General features: G+C 59.8%; 20 protein-coding genes and 2 tRNA genes. 9 read left to right on the plus strand and 13 right to left on the minus strand.

Annotation, left to right across the window (positions count from 1 at the left end):
• Positions 1-149 precede the first annotated feature (149 nt).
• Positions 150-395 (plus strand): zinc-finger domain-containing protein, encoded by a 246-nt coding sequence (locus CFB10_RS01690; RefSeq protein WP_003502857.1) that lies wholly within the window; start codon positions 150-152, stop codon positions 393-395.
• 29 nt (positions 396-424) lie between these two features.
• Positions 425-1,606: an FAD-dependent monooxygenase gene (locus CFB10_RS01695; RefSeq protein WP_020012575.1), complete on the plus strand. Its 1,182-nt coding sequence runs from the start codon at positions 425-427 to the stop codon at positions 1,604-1,606.
• A 17-nt stretch (positions 1,607-1,623) separates the two neighbouring features.
• On the opposite strand, the gene CFB10_RS01700 is transcribed toward CFB10_RS01695, so the two are convergent.
• Positions 1,624-2,811, minus strand: coding sequence for a cystathionine beta-lyase (locus CFB10_RS01700; protein WP_020012576.1), 1,188 nt, complete (start codon positions 2,809-2,811; stop codon positions 1,624-1,626).
• Positions 2,812-3,187: 376 nt separating this feature from the next.
• Here CFB10_RS01700 and CFB10_RS01705 point away from each other — a divergent pair, with 376 nt between their 5' ends.
• The 6 genes from CFB10_RS01705 to CFB10_RS01730 all read left to right on the plus strand — a co-directional run bounded on the left by CFB10_RS01705 (position 3,188) and on the right by CFB10_RS01730 (position 8,483).
• Positions 3,188-4,210: an amino acid ABC transporter substrate-binding protein gene (locus CFB10_RS01705; protein ID WP_020012577.1), complete on the plus strand. Its 1,023-nt coding sequence runs from the start codon at positions 3,188-3,190 to the stop codon at positions 4,208-4,210.
• A gap of 109 nt (positions 4,211-4,319) precedes the next feature.
• Positions 4,320-5,516, plus strand: coding sequence for an amino acid ABC transporter permease (locus tag CFB10_RS01710; protein WP_020012578.1), 1,197 nt, complete (start codon positions 4,320-4,322; stop codon positions 5,514-5,516).
• A 2-nt stretch (positions 5,517-5,518) separates the two neighbouring features.
• A complete protein-coding gene (locus CFB10_RS01715) occupies positions 5,519-6,676 on the plus strand; it encodes an amino acid ABC transporter permease (RefSeq protein WP_026364108.1) in 1,158 nt (385 codons plus the stop codon).
• Between the two features lie 11 nt (positions 6,677-6,687).
• Positions 6,688-7,461 (plus strand): amino acid ABC transporter ATP-binding protein, encoded by a 774-nt coding sequence (locus tag CFB10_RS01720; RefSeq protein WP_020012580.1) that lies wholly within the window; start codon positions 6,688-6,690, stop codon positions 7,459-7,461.
• A 421-nt stretch (positions 7,462-7,882) separates the two neighbouring features.
• Positions 7,883-7,957, plus strand: a tRNA-Glu gene (locus CFB10_RS01725).
• Positions 7,958-8,408: 451 nt separating this feature from the next.
• A tRNA-Glu gene (locus CFB10_RS01730) sits at positions 8,409-8,483 on the plus strand.
• A 131-nt stretch (positions 8,484-8,614) separates the two neighbouring features.
• On the opposite strand, the gene recJ is transcribed toward CFB10_RS01730, so the two are convergent.
• From recJ to CFB10_RS01755, 5 genes are all read right to left on the minus strand, one after another.
• Positions 8,615-10,423 (minus strand): single-stranded-DNA-specific exonuclease RecJ, encoded by a 1,809-nt coding sequence (gene recJ, locus CFB10_RS01735; protein WP_020012582.1) that lies wholly within the window; start codon positions 10,421-10,423, stop codon positions 8,615-8,617.
• A 95-nt stretch (positions 10,424-10,518) separates the two neighbouring features.
• On the minus strand, positions 10,519-10,743 hold the full coding sequence (locus tag CFB10_RS23930) for a hypothetical protein (protein ID WP_020012583.1): 225 nt from the start codon (positions 10,741-10,743) through the stop codon (positions 10,519-10,521).
• 187 nt (positions 10,744-10,930) lie between these two features.
• Complete coding sequence (locus CFB10_RS01745; protein ID WP_020012584.1) at positions 10,931-12,241, minus strand: homoserine dehydrogenase; 1,311 nt, start codon at positions 12,239-12,241, stop codon at positions 10,931-10,933.
• A 61-nt stretch (positions 12,242-12,302) separates the two neighbouring features.
• Positions 12,303-13,523 carry an LL-diaminopimelate aminotransferase gene (locus CFB10_RS01750; RefSeq protein ID WP_020012585.1) on the minus strand — a complete coding sequence of 407 codons (1,221 nt, stop codon included), beginning with the start codon at positions 13,521-13,523 and terminating at the stop codon, positions 12,303-12,305.
• 302 nt (positions 13,524-13,825) lie between these two features.
• Positions 13,826-14,785, minus strand: a complete 960-nt coding sequence (locus CFB10_RS01755) for a nucleoside hydrolase (RefSeq protein ID WP_020012586.1) — start codon at positions 14,783-14,785, stop codon at positions 13,826-13,828.
• A 182-nt stretch (positions 14,786-14,967) separates the two neighbouring features.
• Here CFB10_RS01755 and CFB10_RS01760 point away from each other — a divergent pair, with 182 nt between their 5' ends.
• A complete protein-coding gene (locus tag CFB10_RS01760) occupies positions 14,968-15,771 on the plus strand; it encodes a TSUP family transporter (RefSeq protein ID WP_020012587.1) in 804 nt (267 codons plus the stop codon).
• 56 nt (positions 15,772-15,827) lie between these two features.
• Here CFB10_RS01760 and CFB10_RS01765 read toward each other — a convergent pair whose 3' ends face one another.
• The 7 genes from CFB10_RS01765 to CFB10_RS01795 form a co-directional block, all read right to left on the minus strand.
• Positions 15,828-16,523 carry a hypothetical protein gene (locus tag CFB10_RS01765; protein WP_026364110.1) on the minus strand — a complete coding sequence of 232 codons (696 nt, stop codon included), beginning with the start codon at positions 16,521-16,523 and terminating at the stop codon, positions 15,828-15,830.
• A 279-nt stretch (positions 16,524-16,802) separates the two neighbouring features.
• A complete protein-coding gene (locus CFB10_RS01770) occupies positions 16,803-17,732 on the minus strand; it encodes a lipid A biosynthesis lauroyl acyltransferase (RefSeq protein WP_026372493.1) in 930 nt (309 codons plus the stop codon).
• Positions 17,733-17,737: 5 nt separating this feature from the next.
• Positions 17,738-18,766 (minus strand): zinc-binding dehydrogenase, encoded by a 1,029-nt coding sequence (locus CFB10_RS01775; protein ID WP_003502882.1) that lies wholly within the window; start codon positions 18,764-18,766, stop codon positions 17,738-17,740.
• A 145-nt stretch (positions 18,767-18,911) separates the two neighbouring features.
• Complete coding sequence (locus CFB10_RS01780) at positions 18,912-20,195, minus strand: beta-ketoacyl-ACP synthase (protein ID WP_003502883.1); 1,284 nt, start codon at positions 20,193-20,195, stop codon at positions 18,912-18,914.
• An 11-nt stretch (positions 20,196-20,206) separates the two neighbouring features.
• Entirely contained in the window at positions 20,207-21,403 is a 1,197-nt protein-coding gene (locus CFB10_RS01785; RefSeq protein ID WP_020012590.1) for a beta-ketoacyl-ACP synthase, read from the minus strand.
• Positions 21,404-21,611: 208 nt separating this feature from the next.
• The gene (locus CFB10_RS01790) at positions 21,612-22,091 is read right to left on the minus strand and encodes a 3-hydroxyacyl-ACP dehydratase FabZ family protein (protein WP_003502886.1); all 480 of its coding nucleotides are present in this window, start codon (positions 22,089-22,091) and stop codon (positions 21,612-21,614) included.
• A gap of 89 nt (positions 22,092-22,180) precedes the next feature.
• Entirely contained in the window at positions 22,181-22,465 is a 285-nt protein-coding gene (locus tag CFB10_RS01795) for an acyl carrier protein (RefSeq protein WP_003495848.1), read from the minus strand.
• Positions 22,466-22,493: the final 28 nt, after the last annotated feature.

Here is a 22,493-nt window from a genome sequence, read left to right on the forward strand (position 1 = left end):
ACCATATGGCAGGAATTAGCAATGTTGAACATGTTTTGCTGACGATTTTTATGGAGATGCAATGCGTTTGAGGCTACATATCCGCAACGACGAGCCGATGCGCGCAAACCAGCGGCGGCTTGATAACGATGTTGCATTTGGAGACGAACATGGCCGGCCATTCCATTCCCCACTTCCAGAACGATGGCGGACACCGCATGATCGAGATCGGCGTCAAGGAATTCATGTGCACCGGCGCTTCCGTGCCTTTCGATCATCCGCATATCTTCATCGATATGGGCGACGATAATGAGAAGGTCTGTTCCTACTGCTCGACCCTTTATCGCTACAATCCGTCGCTGAAGGCAGAGCAGACCAATCCTCCGGGCTGCGTCTTCCATGTGAAGGCTGCCTGACCTTCCACCTTTTCTGATCGGGGCGCACCATGCCCATAAAATCCGTAGCCATCGTCGGTGCCGGCATCGCCGGTCTCACCGCTGCCCTTTCTTTTGCCCGGCACGGTATCGACTGTGATATCATCGAACAGGCCGGCGAACTGGCGGAAGTCGGCGCCGGCCTGCAGCTTTCCCCCAATGCCGCCCGCATTCTCGACACGCTCGGGGTACTGCCTGATATCGAGGCGCGCTGGACCGAACCTCTCAGCGTCGAACTCGCCTCCGGAAAATCGCTGGCCACGCTGCTCTCCCTGCCGATGGGCGCAGTGGCCCGCAGCCGCTGGGGCGCACCTTACGGTGTGCTGCACCGCTCGACGCTGCAAAACGCACTTCTCCAGGCGGTGATACGCAACCCGCTCTGCCGGCTGCATCTCGGAAAACGCATCGAAAACGCGACAGCGGATATCATTGCCGCAACCACTTTCCGCGACCATGATCTGATCGTCGGCGCGGATGGCGTCTGGTCGGCGGCCCGCTTCGCCGTGCCTTCCGCTCCCACCGCCACCTTCTCCGGCAATGTGGCCTGGCGCTTCACGGTCACGGCAAATGACGTGCCGTCAGCCATCAACAAAAGCGCCGTCACGGCCTATCTCGGCCCGGGCGGCCATATCGTCGCCTATCCGCTGAAGGAAGTCGGCGGCTTCAACATCGTCGCGATCGCGCTCGGCGCCGATCCCGGCGCGACATGGCGGGCGGAATCGAGCGGGCGGCAGAAAGCCCTCATGCTGGAACAGTTTCGCGGCTTCAGCCCTGACATCGTCCGATTGCTCGATTCGTCTGAAAACCCCACCTTCTGGCCGCTCTATCAGGCTGGCCCCGGCCGCTGGCACAATGGCCGTGACACGGTGCTGATCGGCGACGCGGCGCACGCCATGATGCCGTTCGCCGCTCAGGGCGCGGCCATGGCGATCGAGGATGCGTTTGAACTTGCGGGAACCATGGCAGGCAGCAACGTTGCAGCCCCCCTGCCCCTGCCGCAGGCCCTTGCCGCTTTCGAGGCCCTGCGCCTGCCACGCATAGAAAAGGCCCGCAAGCGGGCCTCTCTCAATCGTTTTGCTTACCATGCCCGAGGCCCGGTCCGCACCGCGCGGGACTTCGTGTTTTCCACACGTCCGACGGAAGCCTTCCTGAAGGATTTCGACTGGCTCTACGGTTATCACGCGAAAGGCTGAGGCTGCGGGGTCTGAAATCAGACCCCGGCTGCAGCCGCGAACCCGGCTTCGAGGTCCTTCTGGAGATCGGCGACATCCTCCAGCCCGATCTGCAGGCGGATGACCGGCCCTTCCGAGGGGCCCTTGGCGATGGTCCTGTCGACAAGCGAGACCGAAACGGCAAGCGATTCGTATCCGCCCCAGGAATAACCAAGCCCGAAGAAGGTCAGCGCATCAAGGAAGGCAGCCGCCGTCTGCTTGTATTTGCCCTCTTCCGCTTTCAGCACGAAGGAGAAGACGCCGCTTGCGCCCTTGAAATCGCGCTTCCAGAGTTCGTGCCCGGCAAAGCTCGGCAAGGCCGGATGCAGGACGCGAACGACGTCGTCACGGCTCTCCAGCCATGCGGCGATTTCAAGCGCGCTTTTCTGGTGATGCGCCAGCCGGATTCCCATGGTGCGCATGCCGCGCAGGATCTGATAGGCATCGTCAGAGGTAACGCAGATGCCAAGATTGGTATTGGCCTGATAAAGCGTCTTCCAGTGCTTTTCATTGGCCGAGACAAAGCCCATCAGCACATCGGAATGACCCGAAGGATATTTGGTGGCGGCGTGAATTGAAACATCGACGCCGAAATCGAGCGGCCTGAAATAAAGCGGCGTCGCCCAGGTATTGTCCATCGTCACCACACAATCATGCCTGTGGGCGATATCGGTGATCAGCCGGACATCCTGAATCTCGAAGGTATTGGACCCCGGCGCTTCCAGATGCACGAGTTTCGTATTCGGACGGATCAGCGCCTCGATGCCCGTGCCAATTGCCGGGTCGTAATATTCCACCTCAACACCGAGCTTCCGCAGCATCACGTTGCAGAAGCGGCGCGTGGGATAATAGACGGAATCGACGATCAACGCATGATCGCCGGCGCCGAGATAGGCGAGGAACGGCACGGTAATCGCCGCAAGGCCCGACGGCACGAGAATGGTTCCGGCAGACCCTTCCAGTTCATCAACGAGACTGCACAGCGCATCGGTCGTCGGCGTGCCATGGGTGCCATAGGTGTATTTCTGATTTTCGGTCGAAAGCGTCTCGGCATCAGGGAAAAGCACGGTAGAGCCACGCACGATGGGCGGATTGACGAAACCGAAACAGTCCGCGGGATCGTTGCCGCCATGGGTCAGGCGCGTATTCACACCTGCGGCGGAAAGCAGGTCATTTGTCTTGGTCATTTCAGATCAGCTTTCGAAGGAACATTGACGCGTGCGACAATGCTAAGAGCGGACCGCAAGGTCAAGTCCCGCAGGGTTCTGTCAAACAGGGTGAATTGATCCGCCGAAAGCGAGCATACAACAAGTATACAAATACTGTGCAAGTTCAAATTTTCGCAAAAATATGCTTATATTTTCACCCTTTGCACACTTCCCGACCAAAATTTGGAAAATTCCGTTTTATAGGCACAATTATTGCCCGCATGTCTTGACCCCGCTGCCAATTGCGATTGTGATAGAAAAAGCGGATCGAAAAGGTCTCGCTGAAGGGGGAGCTGGGGCAAGACAATATGCCGGTCCTCTTCCAAGTGACGATAACAAACAAAGGTTGGGAAAAATGAAAAAGGCAATTCTGTCAGCCGCCATCGGCGCAGCAGTTTTGGGAGGAGCCTCGGTCGCTTCGGCTGCGACGCTTCAGGATGTGAAGGGCAAGGGTTTCGTCACCTGCGGCGTCAGCGCCGGCATTCCGGGATTTTCCAATCCCGATGACAAGGGCGAATGGTCCGGTATCGACGTGGACTATTGCCGTGGTATTGCCACAGCGGTTTTCGGCGATCCTACAAAGGCTAAATTTGTCGCTCTTTCGAGCAAGGACCGTTTTCCGGCTCTCCAGTCTGGCGAGGTCGATGTTCTGACCCGTAACACCACCTGGACGATCAGCCGCGACACGTCGCTCGGCTTCAACTTCCGTACCGTCAACTATTATGACGGTCAGGGCTTCATCGCCAAGAAGGGCTTGAATGTTAAGTCCGCGCTCGAGCTTTCCGGCGCCGCCGTCTGCGTTCAGACCGGCACGACCACCGAGCTCAATCTCGCCGACTACTTCAAGACCAACAATCTGCAGTACAACCCGGTCGTTTTCGAAAAGGAAGCCGACGCAACCTCCGCCTATGATTCCGGCCGTTGCGACGTCTACACCACCGACCAGTCCGGTCTTTACGCCATCCGCCTCAAGCTGAAGAACCCGGACGACAACATCGTTCTGCCTGAGGTCATCTCCAAGGAGCCGCTTGGACCGGCCGTTCGCCAGGGCGACGACCAGTGGTTCGACATCGTGACCTGGGTTCACTACGCCATGGTCAATGCCGAAGAACTGGGCATCACCTCGAAAAACGTCGATGAGCAGAAGACCAGCGCCAACCCCGACATCAAGCGCCTGCTCGGCACGGAAGAAGGCACCAAGATCGGCACCGATCTCGGCGTGACCAACGACTGGGCCTACAACATCATCAAGCTGGTGGGTAACTACGGCGAAGTCTTCGACCGCAACGTCGGTGCGGGCTCTCCGCTGAAGATCGAGCGTGGCCAGAACGCGCTGTGGACCAAGGGCGGCCTGCAATACGCACCGCCGGTCCGTTGATCGGCCCCATCATCGGCTAGATCATGACAGGAGGCTGGGCAATGCCCGGCCTCCATTTTAAAATTATATAAATAAGCTCGCAAAGAGCACATAAAAGGGAAAGGTGCCTATGGCAGGCAACGCGGTCAGTTCGCAACGATCGCGCGCGCAAAGCGCGTCGTCACTTATCTACGATCCACGCATACGCGGAATTTTCTATCAGGTCCTGACAGTCGTCATCCTGGCCGCCTTCGTCTGGATCATCGTGACGAATACGATCACCAATCTTCAACGGTCAAACATTTCGTCCGGCTTCGGCTTCCTCAACGGAAGAGCCGGTTTTGATATCGGCCAGTCGCTGATCGCTTATACCAGCGACGCGACCTATGGCCGGGCTTTGCTCGTTGGCATTCTCAACACGATCCAGGTTGCGTTTTTTGGCATCATCGCCGCCTCGATCATCGGTTTCATCGTCGGTATCGCCCGGCTGTCCAGCAACTGGCTGATTTCAAAGCTCGCGCAGGCCTATGTGGAAATCTTCCGCAACATCCCGCCCCTGCTCGTCATCTTCTTCTGGTACAAGGGCGTCATTTCCGTCCTGCCGCAGGCGCGTGATTCGCTGGAGCTTCCGCTGGGAAGCTACCTCAACAATCGCGGCTTCTTCTTTCCGAAGCCCCTTTGGGGCGAAGGCACCTGGCTGATACCGCTCGCCCTTGTGGTCGCCATCGTCATCAGCTTTTTCGTTTACCGCTGGGCAAAGGCGAGACAGGAAAAGACCGGTCAGCAGTTCCGCACCGGGATCACGGCCACACTTCTCATCATCGGCCTTCCGGCTGCGACATTTCTCGCGCTCGGCTCACCGCTGACCTTCGACTACCCGATTGCCGGGCGGTTCAACCTTTCGGGCGGCGCGGTGGTCGCACCTGAATTCATGTCGCTGTTTCTGGCGCTTTCCTTCTACACCGCCTCCTTCATCGCCGAGATCGTTCGCGGCGGCATCAAGGCCGTGGCGAAGGGTCAGACGGAAGCTGCGGATGCGCTCGGGCTTCGCTCCAGCACCACGACGCGCCTGATCGTCGTTCCGCAGGCGATGCGCATCATCATCCCCCCGCTGACAAGCCAATATCTCAACCTGACCAAGAACTCATCGCTTGCGGTCGCGGTCGGCTTCGCCGACATCGTCTCCGTCGGCGGCACGATCCTGAACCAGACGGGTCAGGCGGTCGAAGTCGTTGCGATCTGGCTGGTCATCTATCTCTCGCTGTCCCTGCTCACGGCCGTGGTCATGAACTGGTTCAACGCGAAAATGGCGCTGGTGGAGAGATGACGATGACAACAAGCAATCACGCTTTCGTGCGGCAGACCATCGAGGACGCCAGACCCGCGCCCTCGAGCGCCGTCGGCTTCGGTCACTGGCTGCGCACCAAACTCTTCGCCACGCCCAAGGACACGGTCCTGACGGTGATCGCCCTTGCCCTGCTCGCCTATCTGGTGCCGCCGGTCATTAAGTGGCTGTTCATCGATGCGGTGTGGACCGGTAGCGATCGTATCGCCTGCCTGACCGCCTCGCAGGGCGGCGCGCTGCCGGACGGCCAGTCCGGTGCGTGCTGGGCTTTCGTTTCGGCAAAGCTCGGACAATTCGTCTTCGGCCGCTATCCGATCGACGAACGCTGGCGTCCCATCCTTGTCATGGCGACGTTCGCCATCCTGCTGATACCGATGCTGATTCCAAAAGCGCCATTCAAGCGCCTCAACGCGCTGACGCTTTTCATCATCCTGCCCTTCATTGCGTTTTTCCTGCTCATCGGCGGCGTCTTCGGCCTGCCGAAGGTGGAAACGCAGCTGTGGGGCGGCCTGATGGTGACGCTCATCCTGTCCTTCTTCGGGATCACGGTGTCGCTCCCCTTCGGCATTCTCCTGGCGCTCGGCCGACGGTCGAACCTGCCGGTCATCAAGATGCTCTGCGTGCTCTTCATTGAAGTCATCAGAGGCATTCCGCTGATCACCGTGCTGTTCTTCGCCAGCATCATGCTGCCGCTGTTCCTGCCCGACGGCTGGACCTTCGACAAGTTCCTGCGTGCGCTTGTCGGCGTGTCGCTCTTCTCATCCGCCTATATGGCGGAGGTGATCCGCGGCGGCCTGCAGGCCATTCCGAAGGGACAATATGAAGGTGCGGATTCGCTCGGCCTGAACTACTGGCAGAAGACGCGGCTGATCGTGCTGCCGCAGGCGCTGAAGCTGGTCATTCCTGGCATCGTCAACACCTTCATTGGGCTGTTCAAGGACACGTCGCTGGTCTCGATCATCGGCATGTTCGACCTGCTCGGTATTGTCACACTCAACCAGTCGGATGCGAACTGGGCGACGCCCGTCACCGCCATGACTGGCTATATTTTCGCAGGCTTCGTATTCTGGATATTCTGCTTCGGCATGTCGCGTTATTCGCTGTTCATGGAACGGCACCTCGACACCGGGCATAAACGATAAGGGACGCTCAAATGGCAGAAACCCAAGCAAAAAAACTGACCGTCTCGACAACGGACGTAGCGATCGAACTCATCGGCATGAACAAGTGGTATGGCGACTTCCACGTGCTGCGCGACATCAACCTGAAGGTCATGAAAGGCGAGCGCATCGTCATCGCCGGTCCTTCGGGGTCGGGCAAGTCGACCATGATCCGCTGCATCAACCGGCTGGAAGAACATCAGTCGGGTACGATCAATGTCGATGGCATCGAGCTCACCAACGATCTGAAGAAGATCGACGAGGTGCGTCGCGAGGTTGGCATGGTGTTCCAGCACTTCAATCTCTTCCCGCATCTGACGATCCTCGAGAACTGCACGCTGGCGCCGATCTGGGTTCGCAAGATGCCCAAGAAGGAAGCCGAAGAAGTGGCGATGCACTATCTGAAGCGCGTCAAGATCCCCGAGCAGGCTCATAAATATCCCGGCCAGCTCTCCGGCGGCCAGCAGCAGCGCGTGGCGATTGCCCGTTCGCTCTGCATGAAGCCGAAGATCATGCTGTTCGACGAACCCACCTCGGCGCTTGACCCGGAAATGGTCAAGGAAGTGCTCGACACCATGGTCAGCCTTGCCGAAGACGGCATGACGATGCTGTGCGTGACCCACGAAATGGGCTTCGCCCGCCAGGTGGCAAACCGCGTCATCTTCATGGACCAGGGCCAGATCGTCGAACAGAACTCGCCCGCCGAATTCTTCGACAATCCGCAGCACGAGCGCACCCGGCTGTTCCTCAGCCAGATTCTGCACTGAGACCTTTTGCCATCAACGCATCATCCAACGGGGCCGTTTCGGCCCCGTTTTTTATTGCAGAAACAGTTGGCGACACCCAACGTCATCCTCGCCCCTGGGGCGAGGATCCATGGGTGACTAGAGAGCGGATCCTCGCCTCAGGGGCGAGGATGATGGCAAATGTGTTCTACCTTATCACTGCCTCGCCGTTAGGTTCCAATCCGGCCAACGCTTGTGCCGAGTCGTCGTTTCACAGCCCACATCCAAATCAACAGGCCTCTAAAATAGCCATAACCCGACCATTTAACCATTTGTTACGAAACAAGAATCCTTGTTTTTCAGGACTTCTGGCGGCCCATGTCATTTTTTTGTCAAATCATGCATTTTTCCGCTTGCAGACCTTCGGGAGCCTGACTATAAGGGCGCCACACCACAAGCGCACGCGCCCTTCGTCTATCGGTTAGGACGTCAGATTTTCATTCTGAAAAGAGGGGTTCGACTCCCCTAGGGCGTGCCACTTGCCTTCATGTTCTTCCCCTTCAAAAATATAAAGCAGATTCGTAGATCGCGAATTCGTCACGCGTGATCGATGCGCCGGAACCGATTCCCGGGCGACACGTTAGAGTGCTGTCCCCCCGATGGAAGGCAAGCCGGATGAAGCGCCAGCGGGCAAATCGACCGGCTTGCCTTTCCCCTTCCAGCCAAATCACAACGTCGGTTCTTTCTGGCGGGCAGCAGATGCCAGCTAAGGGTTGGGAAAGCACGCCCCGGGCCTTCCACGAGGCATGAAGGCGTTGCCGGCGCAAAGCGATAGCGGCGAAATTTCAAGGCCTTGGCCAGTCCCGGCGCAGTTTTCCACAGCCGTTCCGGCTTCCATAAAAAAACTCGTCAGGAAGCGAAAAAAATCAATTTTTCCGCTTGCGGAGCAACGGGAGCCTGACTATAAGGGCGCCACACCACAAGCGCACGCGCCCTTCGTCTATCGGTTAGGACGTCAGATTTTCATTCTGAAAAGAGGGGTTCGACTCCCCTAGGGCGTGCCACTTGCTTCTCCATAAAAATCAGTAGTCTGCACGAAAATCTTAACGCGTCGCGTGAAGACGCATTGGCGCGTCTCGGCCATTCGCCAGAGACAGTGTTCCATAAAATTCAGGGTAAGTGTGCGAAGGCCCTCTCAGGGCGCGAAAGCCGCGTCCAGAACGCGCAGCTGCACGCGCCTCTGGCCCTGCCACAGATCGGCGCCCACGGAGCCTGCGACGTGAATGTTCCTGCCGCGCGCATTCAGCAGCATCTGCCCCAGAGGCGCTTCTGCGGCGCGAAACGCTATACCGTCCAGCCGCGAGCCGTCCATGGCCTCCAGCGTGATCTTGACGTGAGCTGTACCCACGAGCCGCACATCGCGCAGGCGATGCGCCGGCACGGCAAAGATCGGCTGCGAGTGGCCTGATCCGTAAGGACCGGCCTGCTCCAATTGGTCGACAAGCTGCAATGTCGCACCCGAGGCGCCGATGGCGCCGTCGATCTTCAGCACGCTGCTTTCCACCAGCTCATTCACGGTCTTTGCAGCCGCCTCCTCGAAGAAGGTCCTGAGCTTGCCGAGATTGGCGCGCTCAACCGTCAGACCGGCCGCCATGGCATGCCCACCGCCCTTGACCAGCAAACCGGCCTCCACGGCGGCGCGCACCATGCGCCCCATATCGAAACCGTTGATCGAACGGCCGGAGCCGGTGCCCTTGCCGGAGGGATCAAAAGCGATGGCGAAAGCCGGGCGGCGGAAACGGTCCTTCAGACGCGAGGCGAGCAGGCCGACAATGCCGGGATGCCAGTTTTCCCGCGCGGTGACGATAACGCCCGCACCCGAGCCGTCACCATATTCGAACAGAGCCTCCGCTTCCGCTTCCGCGAGCATCGCCGCTTCCATGGCCTGTCGCTCGCGATTCAGCTCGTCCAGCCGCTCCGCGATCACCTCGGCCTGCGAGGAATCATCTATCGTCAGCAGTCGGCTGCCGAGCGCCGCATCGCCGATGCGGCCGCCGGCATTGATGCGCGGCCCGATCAGGAAACCGAAATGATAGGGTGTGACAGGTCCGCCGAGCCCGGCCTTCTTGAACAGCGCGGCAAGACCTGCATTGTTCATGTGGCGCGCGGCAATCAGCCCTTTGACCACATAGGCGCGGTTGAGGCCCTTCAGCGGCACCACATCACATACGGTGGCAAGCGCAACGATATCGAGAAGGGAGAGCAGATCGAGTGTGAAGGCCTGCCGGTTCCGCCTGTCCTTCAATAGGCGCAGGGTGGCGACCAGCACGAGGAACACCACACCGGCCGCACAGAGATGCCCCTGCCCCGAAAGATCATCCTCGCGGTTGGGATTGACCAGCGCCACGGCCGGCGGCAGCTCCGTGCCGACCTGGTGGTGGTCGATCACCACCACATCCGTTCCCGCGTCCCTGGCGGCCTGCAGCGATTCATGGCTGGTTGAGCCGCAATCGACCGTCACGATCAGTGTCGCGCCATTGGCGGCAAGTTGCTGCATCGCCGCCGGGTTCGGCCCGTAGCCCTCGAAAATACGGTCGGGAATATAGATTTCCGGTGTCAGACCGAAATGCGCGAGAAACCGGCACATCAAAGCGGAGGAAGCAGCGCCGTCGACGTCGTAGTCGCCAAAGATCGCCACCTTCTCGCCTGTCTCGATGGCCCGCACCAGCCGCTCGGCGGCCTTTTCGCAATCGGTCAGCACATGCGGATCGGGCATCAGGGAACGAATGGTCGGATCGAGGAATGCCAGGGCGTCATCGACACCCACGCCGCGCCCGGCAAGAACGCGTGCGATCAGTTCAGGAATGGCGTGAATCTGGGACATGGCCAGCGCACGGTTCTGCCCGGCCTGATCCAGCCGCGATACCCAGCGCTGTTCTGTCGCCGACCGCTCCACGCTTAAAAATGCGCGGGCCACGGTATCGGCCGGCTCCATCATTGCCATCCTGTCCATTCGTCCTGTCATGCGCCTGATCGCGCTCTTAAGACGGGCTAAATGGCGGTGGCGCGTTTTTCAAGCAAAAACGCGCATATGAGGTTTCACACCGAAAAAATCGAGAAAAACGGACTGACGATGGAGACAGCGCCAACGAGCAGCAGCAAAGAGAAGACGGCGAGCGAACACCAGTTGCGCTCATGCTCCCCCATGTCGAATTCCATGGTGCGAATATTGTCATTGGCATTGTGAGGCCGCGCCCGGTGATGGGCCGCCGCAACGCCAGCGCGCTTATTGTCCTTGAACAGGATGATCGATGTCACGGCCACGCCTCCCTCGCTTGGTGAACAGAATTAACCATAGTGCCGAATCGCCTTGTTTTCCAGCGCTTCCGACGCCTTCCCCTCAAATTTTATGGGCGCCGGACCACCGGCGCGATACGGGCAGCCATGCAACGAAAAACCGCGCCTCCATATGGAAGCACGGCTCTCGGTGTCATCAAAATAATGAAGCGTCTCAGGTCCGCTCGATGCGGATGACCTGCGGCTCGCTGACGAGATATTTCTCGTTCTTGATCGCCTTTACCGCCTTGCGGATCGCATCTTCCATCGTCGCATGGGTGACAAGGATGATGGTCTGCGGCGCGCCTTCCACATGCACGCGCTGGCGCTGCACGATGGATTCCAGCGAGATGTTATTGTCAGCCATGCGGGTGGCGATGGAGGCGAAGACGCCCGCCTGGTCCTTCACCGTCAGGCGGATGAAATAACCGCCCTCATGGCTCTTCATCTTGGCGCGGCGATACTCCGACAGGGATTTCGCCGGACGGCCGAGGACAGGCACCTGCTGGGCGCCCGGACGGCTCTTGGCGATATCGGCGATGTCACCCAGCACGGCGGAAGCCGTGGCGTTGCCGCCGGCACCCGGGCCGACCATCAGCAACTCGCCGAGAATGTCGGATTCGATCGCCACCGCGTTGGTGACGCCATCCACCTGGGCGATAACGGAATCGAGCGGCACCATGGTCGGATGCACGCGCTGCTCGATGCCGGATTCGGTCACCTGTGCCACGCCGAGAAGCTTGATGCGGTAACCGAGTTCGGCGGCCGCCTGAATGTCCTCGCTGGAGATATTGGTGATGCCTTCGAGATAGATGTCGTCGGCCGAAATCTTGTTGCCGAAGGCAAGCGTCGTCAGAATGGCCAGCTTGTGGGCGGTATCGTTGCCCTCGATATCGAAGGCCGGATCGGCTTCGGCATAACCGAGCCGCTGCGCTTCCTTCAGACAGGCCTCGAAAGACAGCCCTTCCTTCTCCATCTTGGTCAGGATGTAGTTGCAGGTGCCGTTCATGATGCCGTAGATGCGCGACACATGGTTGCCGGTGAGAGACTCACGCAGCGCCTTGATGACGGGGATACCGCCAGCCACCGCCGCTTCGAAATTGAGAAGCGCGCCCTTGTCTTCGGCAATCGTCGCCAGTTCGACGCCGTGCTTGGCAAGCAGCGCCTTGTTGGCTGTCACCACATGGAGACCGCGTGCAAGTGCGGCTCGCACCGCATTTTCCGCCTGACCGGAAGCGCCGCCGACCAGTTCGACGAAGACGTCGATATCGGCTTCGCTTGCCATCTGCTCGGGCGTGTCGAACCAGGTAATACCCTTGAGATCGATGCCGCGGTCGCGCGAACGGTCGCGCGCGCTCACCGCAATAATCTCAATCGCGCGTCCGCAGGTAATCGCAAGTTCGTTGCTTCTCTGCTGGAGGATGCGCACGAGCGAAGCGCCGACAGTGCCGAGCCCCGCTATGCCGATTCTCAATGAATCTGCCATGGGTATGTTCCTGATTTGCTGGTGATGGTGGCGGCCGAGGCCCGGCCGCCTTCGGTTGCCCTTATCTGTGGGCGTTAAGCGAAACGACGTTGTGCATCGTTTCGTCTGCGCTCGACAGGAAACGCTTCAGATTGCGCGCTGCCTGACGAATTCGGTGCTCGTTTTCCACGAGCGCGAGACGGACGTAATCGTCGCCCATCTCGCCAAAGCCGATGCCGGGAGCAACGGCGATATCGGCCTTCTCGACCAGGAGCTTGGAGAATTCCAGGCTGCCGAGATGGCGGAACTTTTCCGGGATCTTCGCCCAGGCGAACATGGTCGCCGCCGGCGGCGGAACCTCGAAACCGGCCTTGCCGAAGGTATCGACCATGACATCGCGACGACGGCGATAGACATTGCGCACTTCGGCAATGTCGGAGCCGTCACCGTTCAGCGCATGGGTCGCCGCAACCTGGATCGGCGTGAAGGCACCGTAGTCGAGGTAGGACTTCACGCGGGTCAGCGCCGCGATCAGCCGCTCGTTGCCGACGGCGAAGCCCATGCGCCAGCCGGGCATGGAGAAGGTCTTCGACATGGAGGTGAACTCCACCGCGACGTCGATGGCGCCGGGAACTTCGAGAACCGAAGGCGGCGGGTTGTTGTCGTCGAAATAGATCTCCGAATAAGCAAGGTCGGACAGCACGATGATCTCGTGCTTCTTCGCAAAGGCGATCACGTCCTTGTAGAAATCGAGCGATGCCACATGCGCCGTCGGGTTCGACGGGTAGTTGACGATCAGCGCCAGCGGCTTCGGAATGGAGTGGCGCACGGCGCGCTCCAGCGGGCCAAAGAAGCTGTCGTCAGGCTCGACATTCATCGAACGGATAACCCCGCCCGCCATCAGGAAACCGAAGGCATGGATCGGATAGGTCGGGTTCGGACACAGGATGACGTCACCAGGTGCGGTGATGGCCTGCGCCATATTGGCGAAGCCTTCCTTGGAGCCGAGGGTCGCGACGACCTGCGTATCAGGGTTCAGCTTCACGCCGAAACGGCGGGCATAATAGGCAGCCTGCGCGCGGCGAAGGCCGGGAATGCCCTTGGACGAGGAATAACGATGGGTGCGCGGATCCTGAACGACCTCGCAAAGCTTGTCGACGATCGCTTTGGGGGTCGGAAGGTCGGGATTGCCCATGCCGAGATCAATGATATCGGCCCCGGCCGCTCGCGCGCTCGCTTTCAAACGGTTGACCTGTTCGAAGACGTATTGCGGCAGACGCCGGACCTTGTGAAACTCTTCCATCTCTTTCCTCATGGGAATGGACCGGTACTGCCGGCCCATAACGAAGGTTCGTTTTTTGTTGTTAAACGCCGCCGACACGAACCGACCCGGCAGGCGTTATTCATTGTAGCGCAAAGCACGGGAAAACCTACAGGGGTTTTCTCGGCCCGCGCCACATAGCGGCCATCCGCCCATCCTTCCGGCACGGCCTTTTCAGCCCCTCCGGCATGGCGGATCGCGCACTACGATCAGGGAACTTGCATAACGCCAGATTCTTGGAAAATGCAAGGCAAGCCATGCTCAAGAACGGCCATTCCCGCCCTTCAGCCGCGCTCCCCGGTCACAATTGCGGCGCGGATGACCGAAAGCACGCGTTCCGGCTCGATATCCGTGCAGACCAGCTGGCTCGGATGCCCATCCCAGTCACCCGGCGGAAAGGCGCGGCCATCCGGCTTCTGGATCGTCTGGCCGTCGGCAAGCCCGCCACAGACGACGCGTACCGGACCGCTGCGGGTTTCAAAAAGCCCAGGCGCCACGAGATAGACGCAGGCGCAGCTATCATGCACCACCATGCCGTCGCCGGTGCGGGTCTTGTAGAAATCGATATAGAACTGCGACAGGTCCGAAAGCAGCTGCACCGGCTTGCCGCCGGCCTTTGCCATGTCAGCCATGAAGGCGCTGGTCATCACCGCTTTCGTCGTCACATCGAGACCGACAACGACCACTCGCCAGGGCGCGGTGAAGACGAGATCGGCCGCTTCCGGATCGCCGTGAATATTGGCCTCGGCCGCCGGCGACACATTGCCGTTGATATCGAAGGCGCCGCCCATGACGATCACCTGCTTCACCAGCGCGGCAAAATCCGGCTCTTCGCTGAGCGCCAGCGCCAGATTGGTCATGCGACCGACAGCAATCAGCGTCACCTCACCGGGATTGGCCTTGACCGTCTCGATGATGAAGCGATGCGCCGGACGCGGATCGAGCGGCAGATCGATGGTCTCGGGGATATCGATATCGCCGAGACCGTTTTCGCCATGGATGAAGGTCGGCCAGTGGCCTTCCTTGCGGGCGGGATCGAAGGTCACGCCGGCGCCCCTGGCGACCGGTGCGGTCATCTGCCATTCCCGCTTCAGGAAAAGCGCATTGCGGGTGGTGATATCGATGGGCGCATTGCCGAAAACGGTGGTGACGCCGATCAGATCGATATCGGGATGGCGGTGCAGAAAAAGAAGCGCCATGGCGTCATCCACACCGGGATCCGTATCGAATATCACTTTATGCATAATGCCCTCATCCGTATGTCTCAAGCGCCATCAGGCCTTCCGGCGACGCGCCACGGAAACATAACGATAAGCGGCAACACCGCAATCCCCCTGCCCGCAGCCGAACGTACAGAAAAATATTGCGCGGTGGCCTTTTCGGTGAAAGAAGAAGCCCTCTCCTCCCGCCTGCCCGGACATTCCCAGTGCAAGACATCGCCCTCAACGTTTTTATCGTTCTCTTCTGCGTCGCCATCTTTGCCGGATTTATCGATTCCATCGCCGGTGGCGGCGGCCTCATCGTCATTCCCGCAATGATGATCATGGGCATCGCCCCGCTCGATACGCTCGGCACGAACAAGCTGCAGGCGCAGTTCGGTTCCGCCTCCGCGACCCTTGCCTATGCCAGACGCGGCCACGTCAATCTCAAAGAGCAACTGCCAATGGGGCTGATGGCCATGGCGGGCGGAATGCTCGGCGCGCTGACAGCCGCCTTCGTGCCAGCCGATCTCATGCGCGCCATCATGCCGTTCCTGTTGATTGCGATCGCGCTTTATTTCGCCTTCAAACCGCAGCTCAGCGATACCGACAGCCATCGCCGCATCACGCCCTTCGTGTTCGGGCTTGCGGTCGCGCCGCTGATCGGTTTTTACGATGGTGTTTTCGGCCCCGGCGCGGGATCCTTCTACATGCTGGCCTTTGTGGGCCTTGCCGGTTTTGGAATGCTGAAGGCGACCGCCCACACGAAGCTTCTCAACCTCGGTTCAAATTTCGGCGGCTTTCTCGTCTTTGCAATGGGTGGCGCGGTTTTGTGGAAGCTTGGCCTGGCCATGGGCGTCGGCCAGTTCATCGGCGCGCAGATCGGATCCCGTTTCGCGATGAAAAACGGCGCGAAGATCATACGCCCGCTTCTCGTCCTGTCATGTCTCGCCATGGCGACGAAACTTCTTGTCGATGCATCGTCCGCCTGGTCCATCGCAACGGTCTGGGAAACCATCTTCCCGAAATAAGGGATGGTGGAACGCCGTTTCCCGTCTTTACGACGATGGGAAGGCTCCTCGCTGCCTCAGCCGGCGGCGCGGCGACGGCGATCGGCGATTTCGCGGATCACCACCATCGCCCCCACGAGCTTGTAGGCGGACGAGTAGCACGGTGAGATTTCCAGCGACTTGACGACCGTGCGGCCGTTCTGATCTTCCGCATAGGTATATTTCGACGTATCGCCCTTGAAGCAATTGTCGAGCTTTTCCCTGAGATTGTTCTGGAAACGGTGAACGCCGACAAGCTCGGCGATATGGCAGCCGACAAGCCCTTCCGGGGCATTGCGCTGAAATGCATCGAGAGCATTGGCGAAGGAAACGCGGTAGCCGGGTGAAACGATCACCACCGGCTCGTCGAGATCGTTGAGCATATCCTCATCGAGGATCAGGTGGCGATGATGCCATTCCAGAGTGTCCTCGTCCTCGTCACCGACGACCTTGGCCTTTGACGGCATGCCGACGTAGCGATCGACAAGGGTGCGAAGAAGCTCGGAGTTGCGCTGCACGCAGCCAAGGTCTTCCGCCTCGTGGTTGAGGAGATCGATGGCAAAACGGAACTGCTCGCGAATATCCTCGGAATTTTCTGTCTTGCGTCCGACAACCCGCTCGAGGAGCTGTTCCAGTTCACGTTCCAGCACGGCAATCTTGTCGGCTTCGTTTTTACCAACGGCAGATTGCAGTTCCGTATAACGCAGCCAGAACAACTCAATCAAATCTTTCAACCCAACTCTCCCTGAACGGGCATAACCCCCGCTACCTATGCGAACGGATTAAGCCTTTATCCCCTGATTATAGCGTCTTTGCGCTTAAAAATGACGTAACGAAACGCAGGAACGCCGCGAGGATTGTTGTCCAAAATATCACAGCAGCCGCTAATTTTTCAATTTCGATAATCCATGAACGAAAAATGAGGTTCCGCAAATATGGAAAAGCACCGAAACGCGCGATTTTCCCGTCGAATTTCGTGAGAATCGCCGAAAATCCGGCCGCACACGATCCTGTCAAATCTGATGCTTCACGTCCCAGCGGTCGTGATACCACAGCCATTGTCCGGGGTATTCGCGCACCCAGCTTTCGACCTTGTCGTTCAGAAGCTGCGCCGTCGCCTGAATATCGACATTGCCCTTGTCGTCACGCGGAATTTCAACCCTGGGCTCTATTTCCAGCCTGTAGCGGTTGTCAGGAAGACGCACGCAGCGAGCGGGATAAACATCGCAGTTGAACTGCCGCACCAGCTTGGCCAGAAGCGGGTTGGTGCGAACCTCAAGGCCGAAAAACTTCGTCGTCAGCCCCTTGCCGAACTTCTGGTCAACGAGCACGCCCACGCCGCCGCCCTTTTCCAGCTGCCGCGCCAGCGCGAAGGAGGAGCCGGCATGCGAGGGCACGAGATTACCCATGCGCTCCTTGCGGAAATTGAAAACCTTGTCAGCCACGAAGGGATTGTTGGGCGGCCGGAACAGCACCGTCACATCGAGACCAAAAGCCGAGCCGGCAACCGGCAGCAGCTCGAAATTGCCGCTATGGGCGGTAAAGACGATGAAGGGTCGCGGATTGTCGCGCAGTTCGAGGAAGGTCGAGGTGCCCTCGACCTCGATGCGGCCCGGCTCGTTCTTTTCCGGATCGAAATCGAACAGCCGGTCGAGAAACACATATTCCGCCGCAAGCCGGCCCATATTGGCCCAGCTGTCCATGGCGATCGCAAGCCGCTCTTCCTCTGACTTCTCGGGAAAGGCGCGTGCCAGATTATAAAGCATCAGCTTGTGGCGACCAGTCTTCGGCCCCACCCAGCGCGCCAGCCGGTCGGCGGCGCGAATGCCCGCATCGGCGGGGAAGAGCTTCAGCAGGTTGAGAAGGCCGAAGGCGAATGTCGCGATCAGCCACTGCCGGAAGTGGTCCAGTTTCAGGACGATCCGTGTCAGGAAAAGCTTCAAGACGGTCAATCCATCCGCAGAACGATTTTACCGAACACCTGACGCGTCTCCATACGTTCCAGCGCCCGGTCGATATCGTCGAAGGTGACTTCGGTGTCGATAACAGGATGCACGATGCCACGCGCCATCTTCTGCATGGCGTTGGCCATGTTTTCCATGCGGCAGCCGAACGAGCCGAGCAGCTTCAGCTGCTGCTGGAACAGCATCATCAGGTTGATATCGGTGGAGACACCAGACGTAGAACCGCAGGTGACGAGACGGCCGCCGCGCTTCAGCGAGAACATCGAGCCCGCCCAGGTGTCCTTGCCAACATGTTCGAATACAACGTCGACGCCCTTCTTTTTCGTCAGCTTGCGCACGACGCCTTCAAAACGGTCGGTCCGGTAGTTGATGACGTGGTCGGCGCCCAGAGCCTTCGCCCGTTCGATCTTGTCGTCGGAGCCGACGGTGGTGATGACGGTGCAGCCCATCTTCTTGGCAAGCTGGATCGCCGCTGTGCCGATGCCGGAACCGCCGGCATGCACGAGGATCGTCTCACCGGATTCGAGCTTGGCATTGTCGAACAGCATGTGCTCGACCGTGCCGAAGGTGACCGGTGCGAGGGCAGCCGCAACGGCATCGACGCCATGCGGTGCGGGCACGAGCTGGCGGGCGGGAATATTGATCTTTTCCTGGGCAAAACCATCGAGATGGAAACCGTGAACGCCCTGCACATGTTCGCACAGATTGTCACGGCCTTCGCGGCAGGGTTTGCACAGCCCGCAGGTGCGCGCGCCATAGATTGCGACGAGCTGGCCGGGCAGCACGTTCGACACGCCCGGACCGATGGCTTCGACCACGCCGGAGGCTTCCGCACCGATGGTGAGCGGCATCTTGCGCTTGGCGAAAGCCATGCCGCGCCAGCCCCACACGTCGATGTGGTTCAGCGCCACGGCCTTGACGCGCAGCGTCACCTCGCCCGGTGCCGGAGCATCCGGTTCGGGCAGGTCCACTTTTTCGAGCTTCCGGTCGTCCACGAGTTGAAGAGCGCGCATATATCAGTCCTTCGCCCGAGGGCGTTTATCTAAAGGGCTATTCCAGCAAACCTCTGTAACGGTTTTGCGGCCGGAATGCGTAATCAAAGAAGCGAGAGCGTTTTCGCAATTCAAGCGAAAACGCTCCTGTTAGTGGTGAAACCGGTCAGGCCGGTTCCCGCGTCATGACAAGGCTTGCATTCTGCCCGCCAAATCCGAAGGAGTTGGAGAGAACCGCGCTCACCTGAGCATCCCGCTTCACATTCGGCACCACGTCGAGCGTGATGGTCGGATCGGGATTGTTGTAGTTGATCGTCGGCGGCAGGGTGCCGGTCAGCATGGTCTGCAGCGAGAACACCGCTTCCACAGCGCCTGCGGCGGTCAAGGTATGGCCGATCATCGACTTGTTGGATGACAGCGGGATGTTCTTCAGGCCCTCGCCGAAGACGGCGAGCATGGAGCCATATTCCATCTTGTCGTTTTCCGGCGTCGAGGTGCCGTGGGCGTTGATATAACCAATATCGCTTTCGGCCACGCCCGCATCGGCAAGTGCCGCGCGGATCGTCGCAATCGCCGGGCCGCCGTCGGGCGAAGAGCGTGTGCGGTGGAAGCTGTCAGCCTTTTCACCGGCGCCCTTGATGATGCCGAGAACCTTCGCACCGCGTGCAACGGCGGCTTCGAGCGATTCCAGCACCAGCGTTGCCGCGCCTTCGGCGATCACGAAACCGTCGCGGTCCTTGCTGAATGGCTTGGAGGCCTTTTCCGGCGGGTCGTTCTGGGTCGAAAGCGCCGACAGCAGCGAGAAGCGGATCAGCGCTTCGGCGCTGACCGAACCGTCTGTCGCAACCGTCAGCGCGCGCTCGGTGCGGCCCTGGCGGATGGCTTCGACGCCGAGCTGGATCGCGGTCGCGCCGGATGCACAGGCGGTAGAAAGCGTGACCGGCAGGCCGCGTGTGCCAAAGCGGTCCGAAAGACGCTCCGAAATCGCGCCGAAAAGAGCCGCTTCCTGAAACGCCGGGTCCGGACGTTGACGGAAAGCCGTCAGGAACCTTTCATAGGCGTCACCCGGCTGGGCGGCCGGTGGAGACCGGTCGGCAAGCTCGAAACGGGCGCTCCATTCCGGCTCGATTGGCGGTGCTGCGAGAAACAGCGGACCGTCGAAATCACCTGATATACCTGCCTGCGCGAGAGCCTCAATGGTGGTCTCACGCGCAAAAGCATAAGAACGCTCGACGGAATTCGGAACCGGGATATCGATGAAATCCACCGTGCCGCTGATCCGCGTCGAAAGCCCCTCGGTCGGGAAACGGGTGATCTTGTGGATGCCCGACTTGCCGGATGTCAGCGCCGCCCAGTTATCGGCGAGTCCCTGCCCAAGCGACGTGATGATGCCCATGCCCGTCACGGCAACGATGGGACGACCGAGATGATCCTTGAAGTTGGAAGTCATGGTCTTTCTCCTCACACGTCACGGGACAGAACGGCGACACCTTCGCCGCGCACATGGCCGACGGTGGTGACGACGGCTTCACTGGCCGCCTCGCCCATGGGTTTTTCCTCGGCCGCGTCAAAAGCCGGCACCTTCGCGCCGCTTTCAAGGGTGAGCGCCGCAAGCGCCAGTCCAAGCGGGAACTGCGCTTCCAGCCCGTGGCCGGTGATACCGCCGAAACCGCGGATGACAGCATTTGGCAGAGCCTTTTCGAGAATGTCCTTCTCACGGGCCGTCACGCCGTCATAACCGCTTGCGCCGGAGAACACGACCGTCGCCGCACCGTCCTTAGCGGGGGCGAGCAGACGCTCCATGCGCTTTTCCATCTTGCCTTCGTCACGGCTGCCGCGGTCACCCTCGATGGCGTCGATACGGGCATAGATGCGCGCGCCGCGTTCACTGGCGTGCTTGCGCGATTCCAGCACAAGGAAGGCGCCGAGCGAACCGGAAACCATGCCGCCGCCGTCCTGGTCGCCACGCGACCACAGCGGCTGCCAGCCGCCCTGCGCATGTGCGCCGATGGCTTCAAACAGCAGGATCATGTCGGGACGTTCCGCAGAGAAAGCGCCGCCCACCAGCGCGTGGCTCGATTCCCCGGAGCGGATGCGGTGGAACGCGGTTTCGACGGCGGAAATGCCGGCCGCTTCCTCGCCCATGAAGGTGCGGGAAGACCCGGTGACCTTGTGCACGATGGAGATGTTGCCGGCCATCAGGTTGGAAAGCTGGGCGAGAAACAGCGTCGGGCGCAGTTCGGTCGTCAGCTTTTCGTTCAGCAGCTTTTCGCGGTCATTGCGCTTCAGCGCCTCGTCGACGATCAGCGTATCGACATTGATGTCGCGCTCACCACCACCGGCGGCAACGATCATGTCCATGGTGGCGCAGGCTTCGGCATTTTCCTTCAGCCCGGCATCATCAAGCGCCAGGCCGGCGGCAAAAACGCCAAGCCGCTGCCAGTTTTCCATCTGGCGCTGGTCGCCGCGCTTGGCGATCTGCGCGGACCAGTCGATCTCAGGCATGGGATGGACCGGATAGGGTTTGAATTTTTCGGTCTCGACAATCGTCGCCGGCGCGGCGGTTCCAGAAAGAAGCGCCACATGCGCCTGGCTGCCAACGCCGTGACAGGTCACGATGCCGACCCCTGTTATCACCACATCATTGTCAGATTTCATCGTCTGTCATCCTTTGCAGCCGGCCCCGCGGAAACGGTCACGGCTATCCACAGCGGTTGCGAACAACCACTTCATGCGTTGCGGAATAAAGCGCGCGATGCGGATTGGCAATGGTGAAGGCCCGATCCGCCGTCGCGAGCCCACGAATTTCATGCGTCAAAACCGGGCCGACGGGAAAAACGCTCTCCTTCGAAACGGGTGGAAACGTCTATTTCTGCGCATCCGCGGCAATCGCCGCCATCAGGCCGACTTCTTCCGCCCGCTTCTTGACGATAGGCCCGAGCGGAATTTCGCTGAACGGCATTGTGCGCAATTTAAGCTGCGCGTCGCAGACCTTCTTGCCGGCAGAGGTTATCTTCGCCTTGGTGACGGCAAAACCGGAACCGTCATGCTCCAGCACCGCCTCGATGTCGAGAACAGCGCCCGGCTCCACGAAGGTGCGCATCTTGGCGCCGTCAACCGACATCAGGAACGGCATGGACGCAAAATCGGAAAATGCCAGAACCAGCATGCCGGAAGCCTGCGCCATGGTTTCGATCAGCAGCACACCCGGAACCAGCGGCATGCCGGGGAAGTGACCTTCGAAAACCGGGCTCTGGTCGGGAACGATCGACTGCGCCTTCAATGTGCGCGTCGCCATGTCCACGGCCTCGACCTTGTCGATCATCTGAAAATATTCAAGCAGCATCCGTCCGGCCCGTCTCTGGTCGGTTGCGACCCGCCTTTACAGGCTGGGTCCAGAAAGAAAAATGCCCGCCTGAAGCGGGCATCGTTGCTTCAGCCCTTGGCTGCGCGCAATTCGTCGATCTTGGCGCAGAGGTTCTTCAGCACGAAGTATTCTTCGGTGGAAACCTTGCCTTCGTTGACTTCCTGCGTCCACTGCTCGAGCGGAATCTTGATGCCGAATTCCTTGTCGATCGCGAAAACGATATCAAGAAAGTCGAGGCTGTCGATGCCGAGATCGTCGATCGTGTGGCTCTCCGGCGTAATGGTTTCGCGGTCGATTTCGCTGGTTTCGGCGATAATGTCGGCAACCTTGTCGAATGTAGCTGTCACGCCCATAATCCTTATTGTCGTTCGTATGAATTAT

The sequence above is a fragment of the Agrobacterium sp. 719_389 genome, assembly GCF_900188475.1.
Lineage (GTDB): Bacteria > Pseudomonadota > Alphaproteobacteria > Rhizobiales > Rhizobiaceae > Agrobacterium > Agrobacterium radiobacter.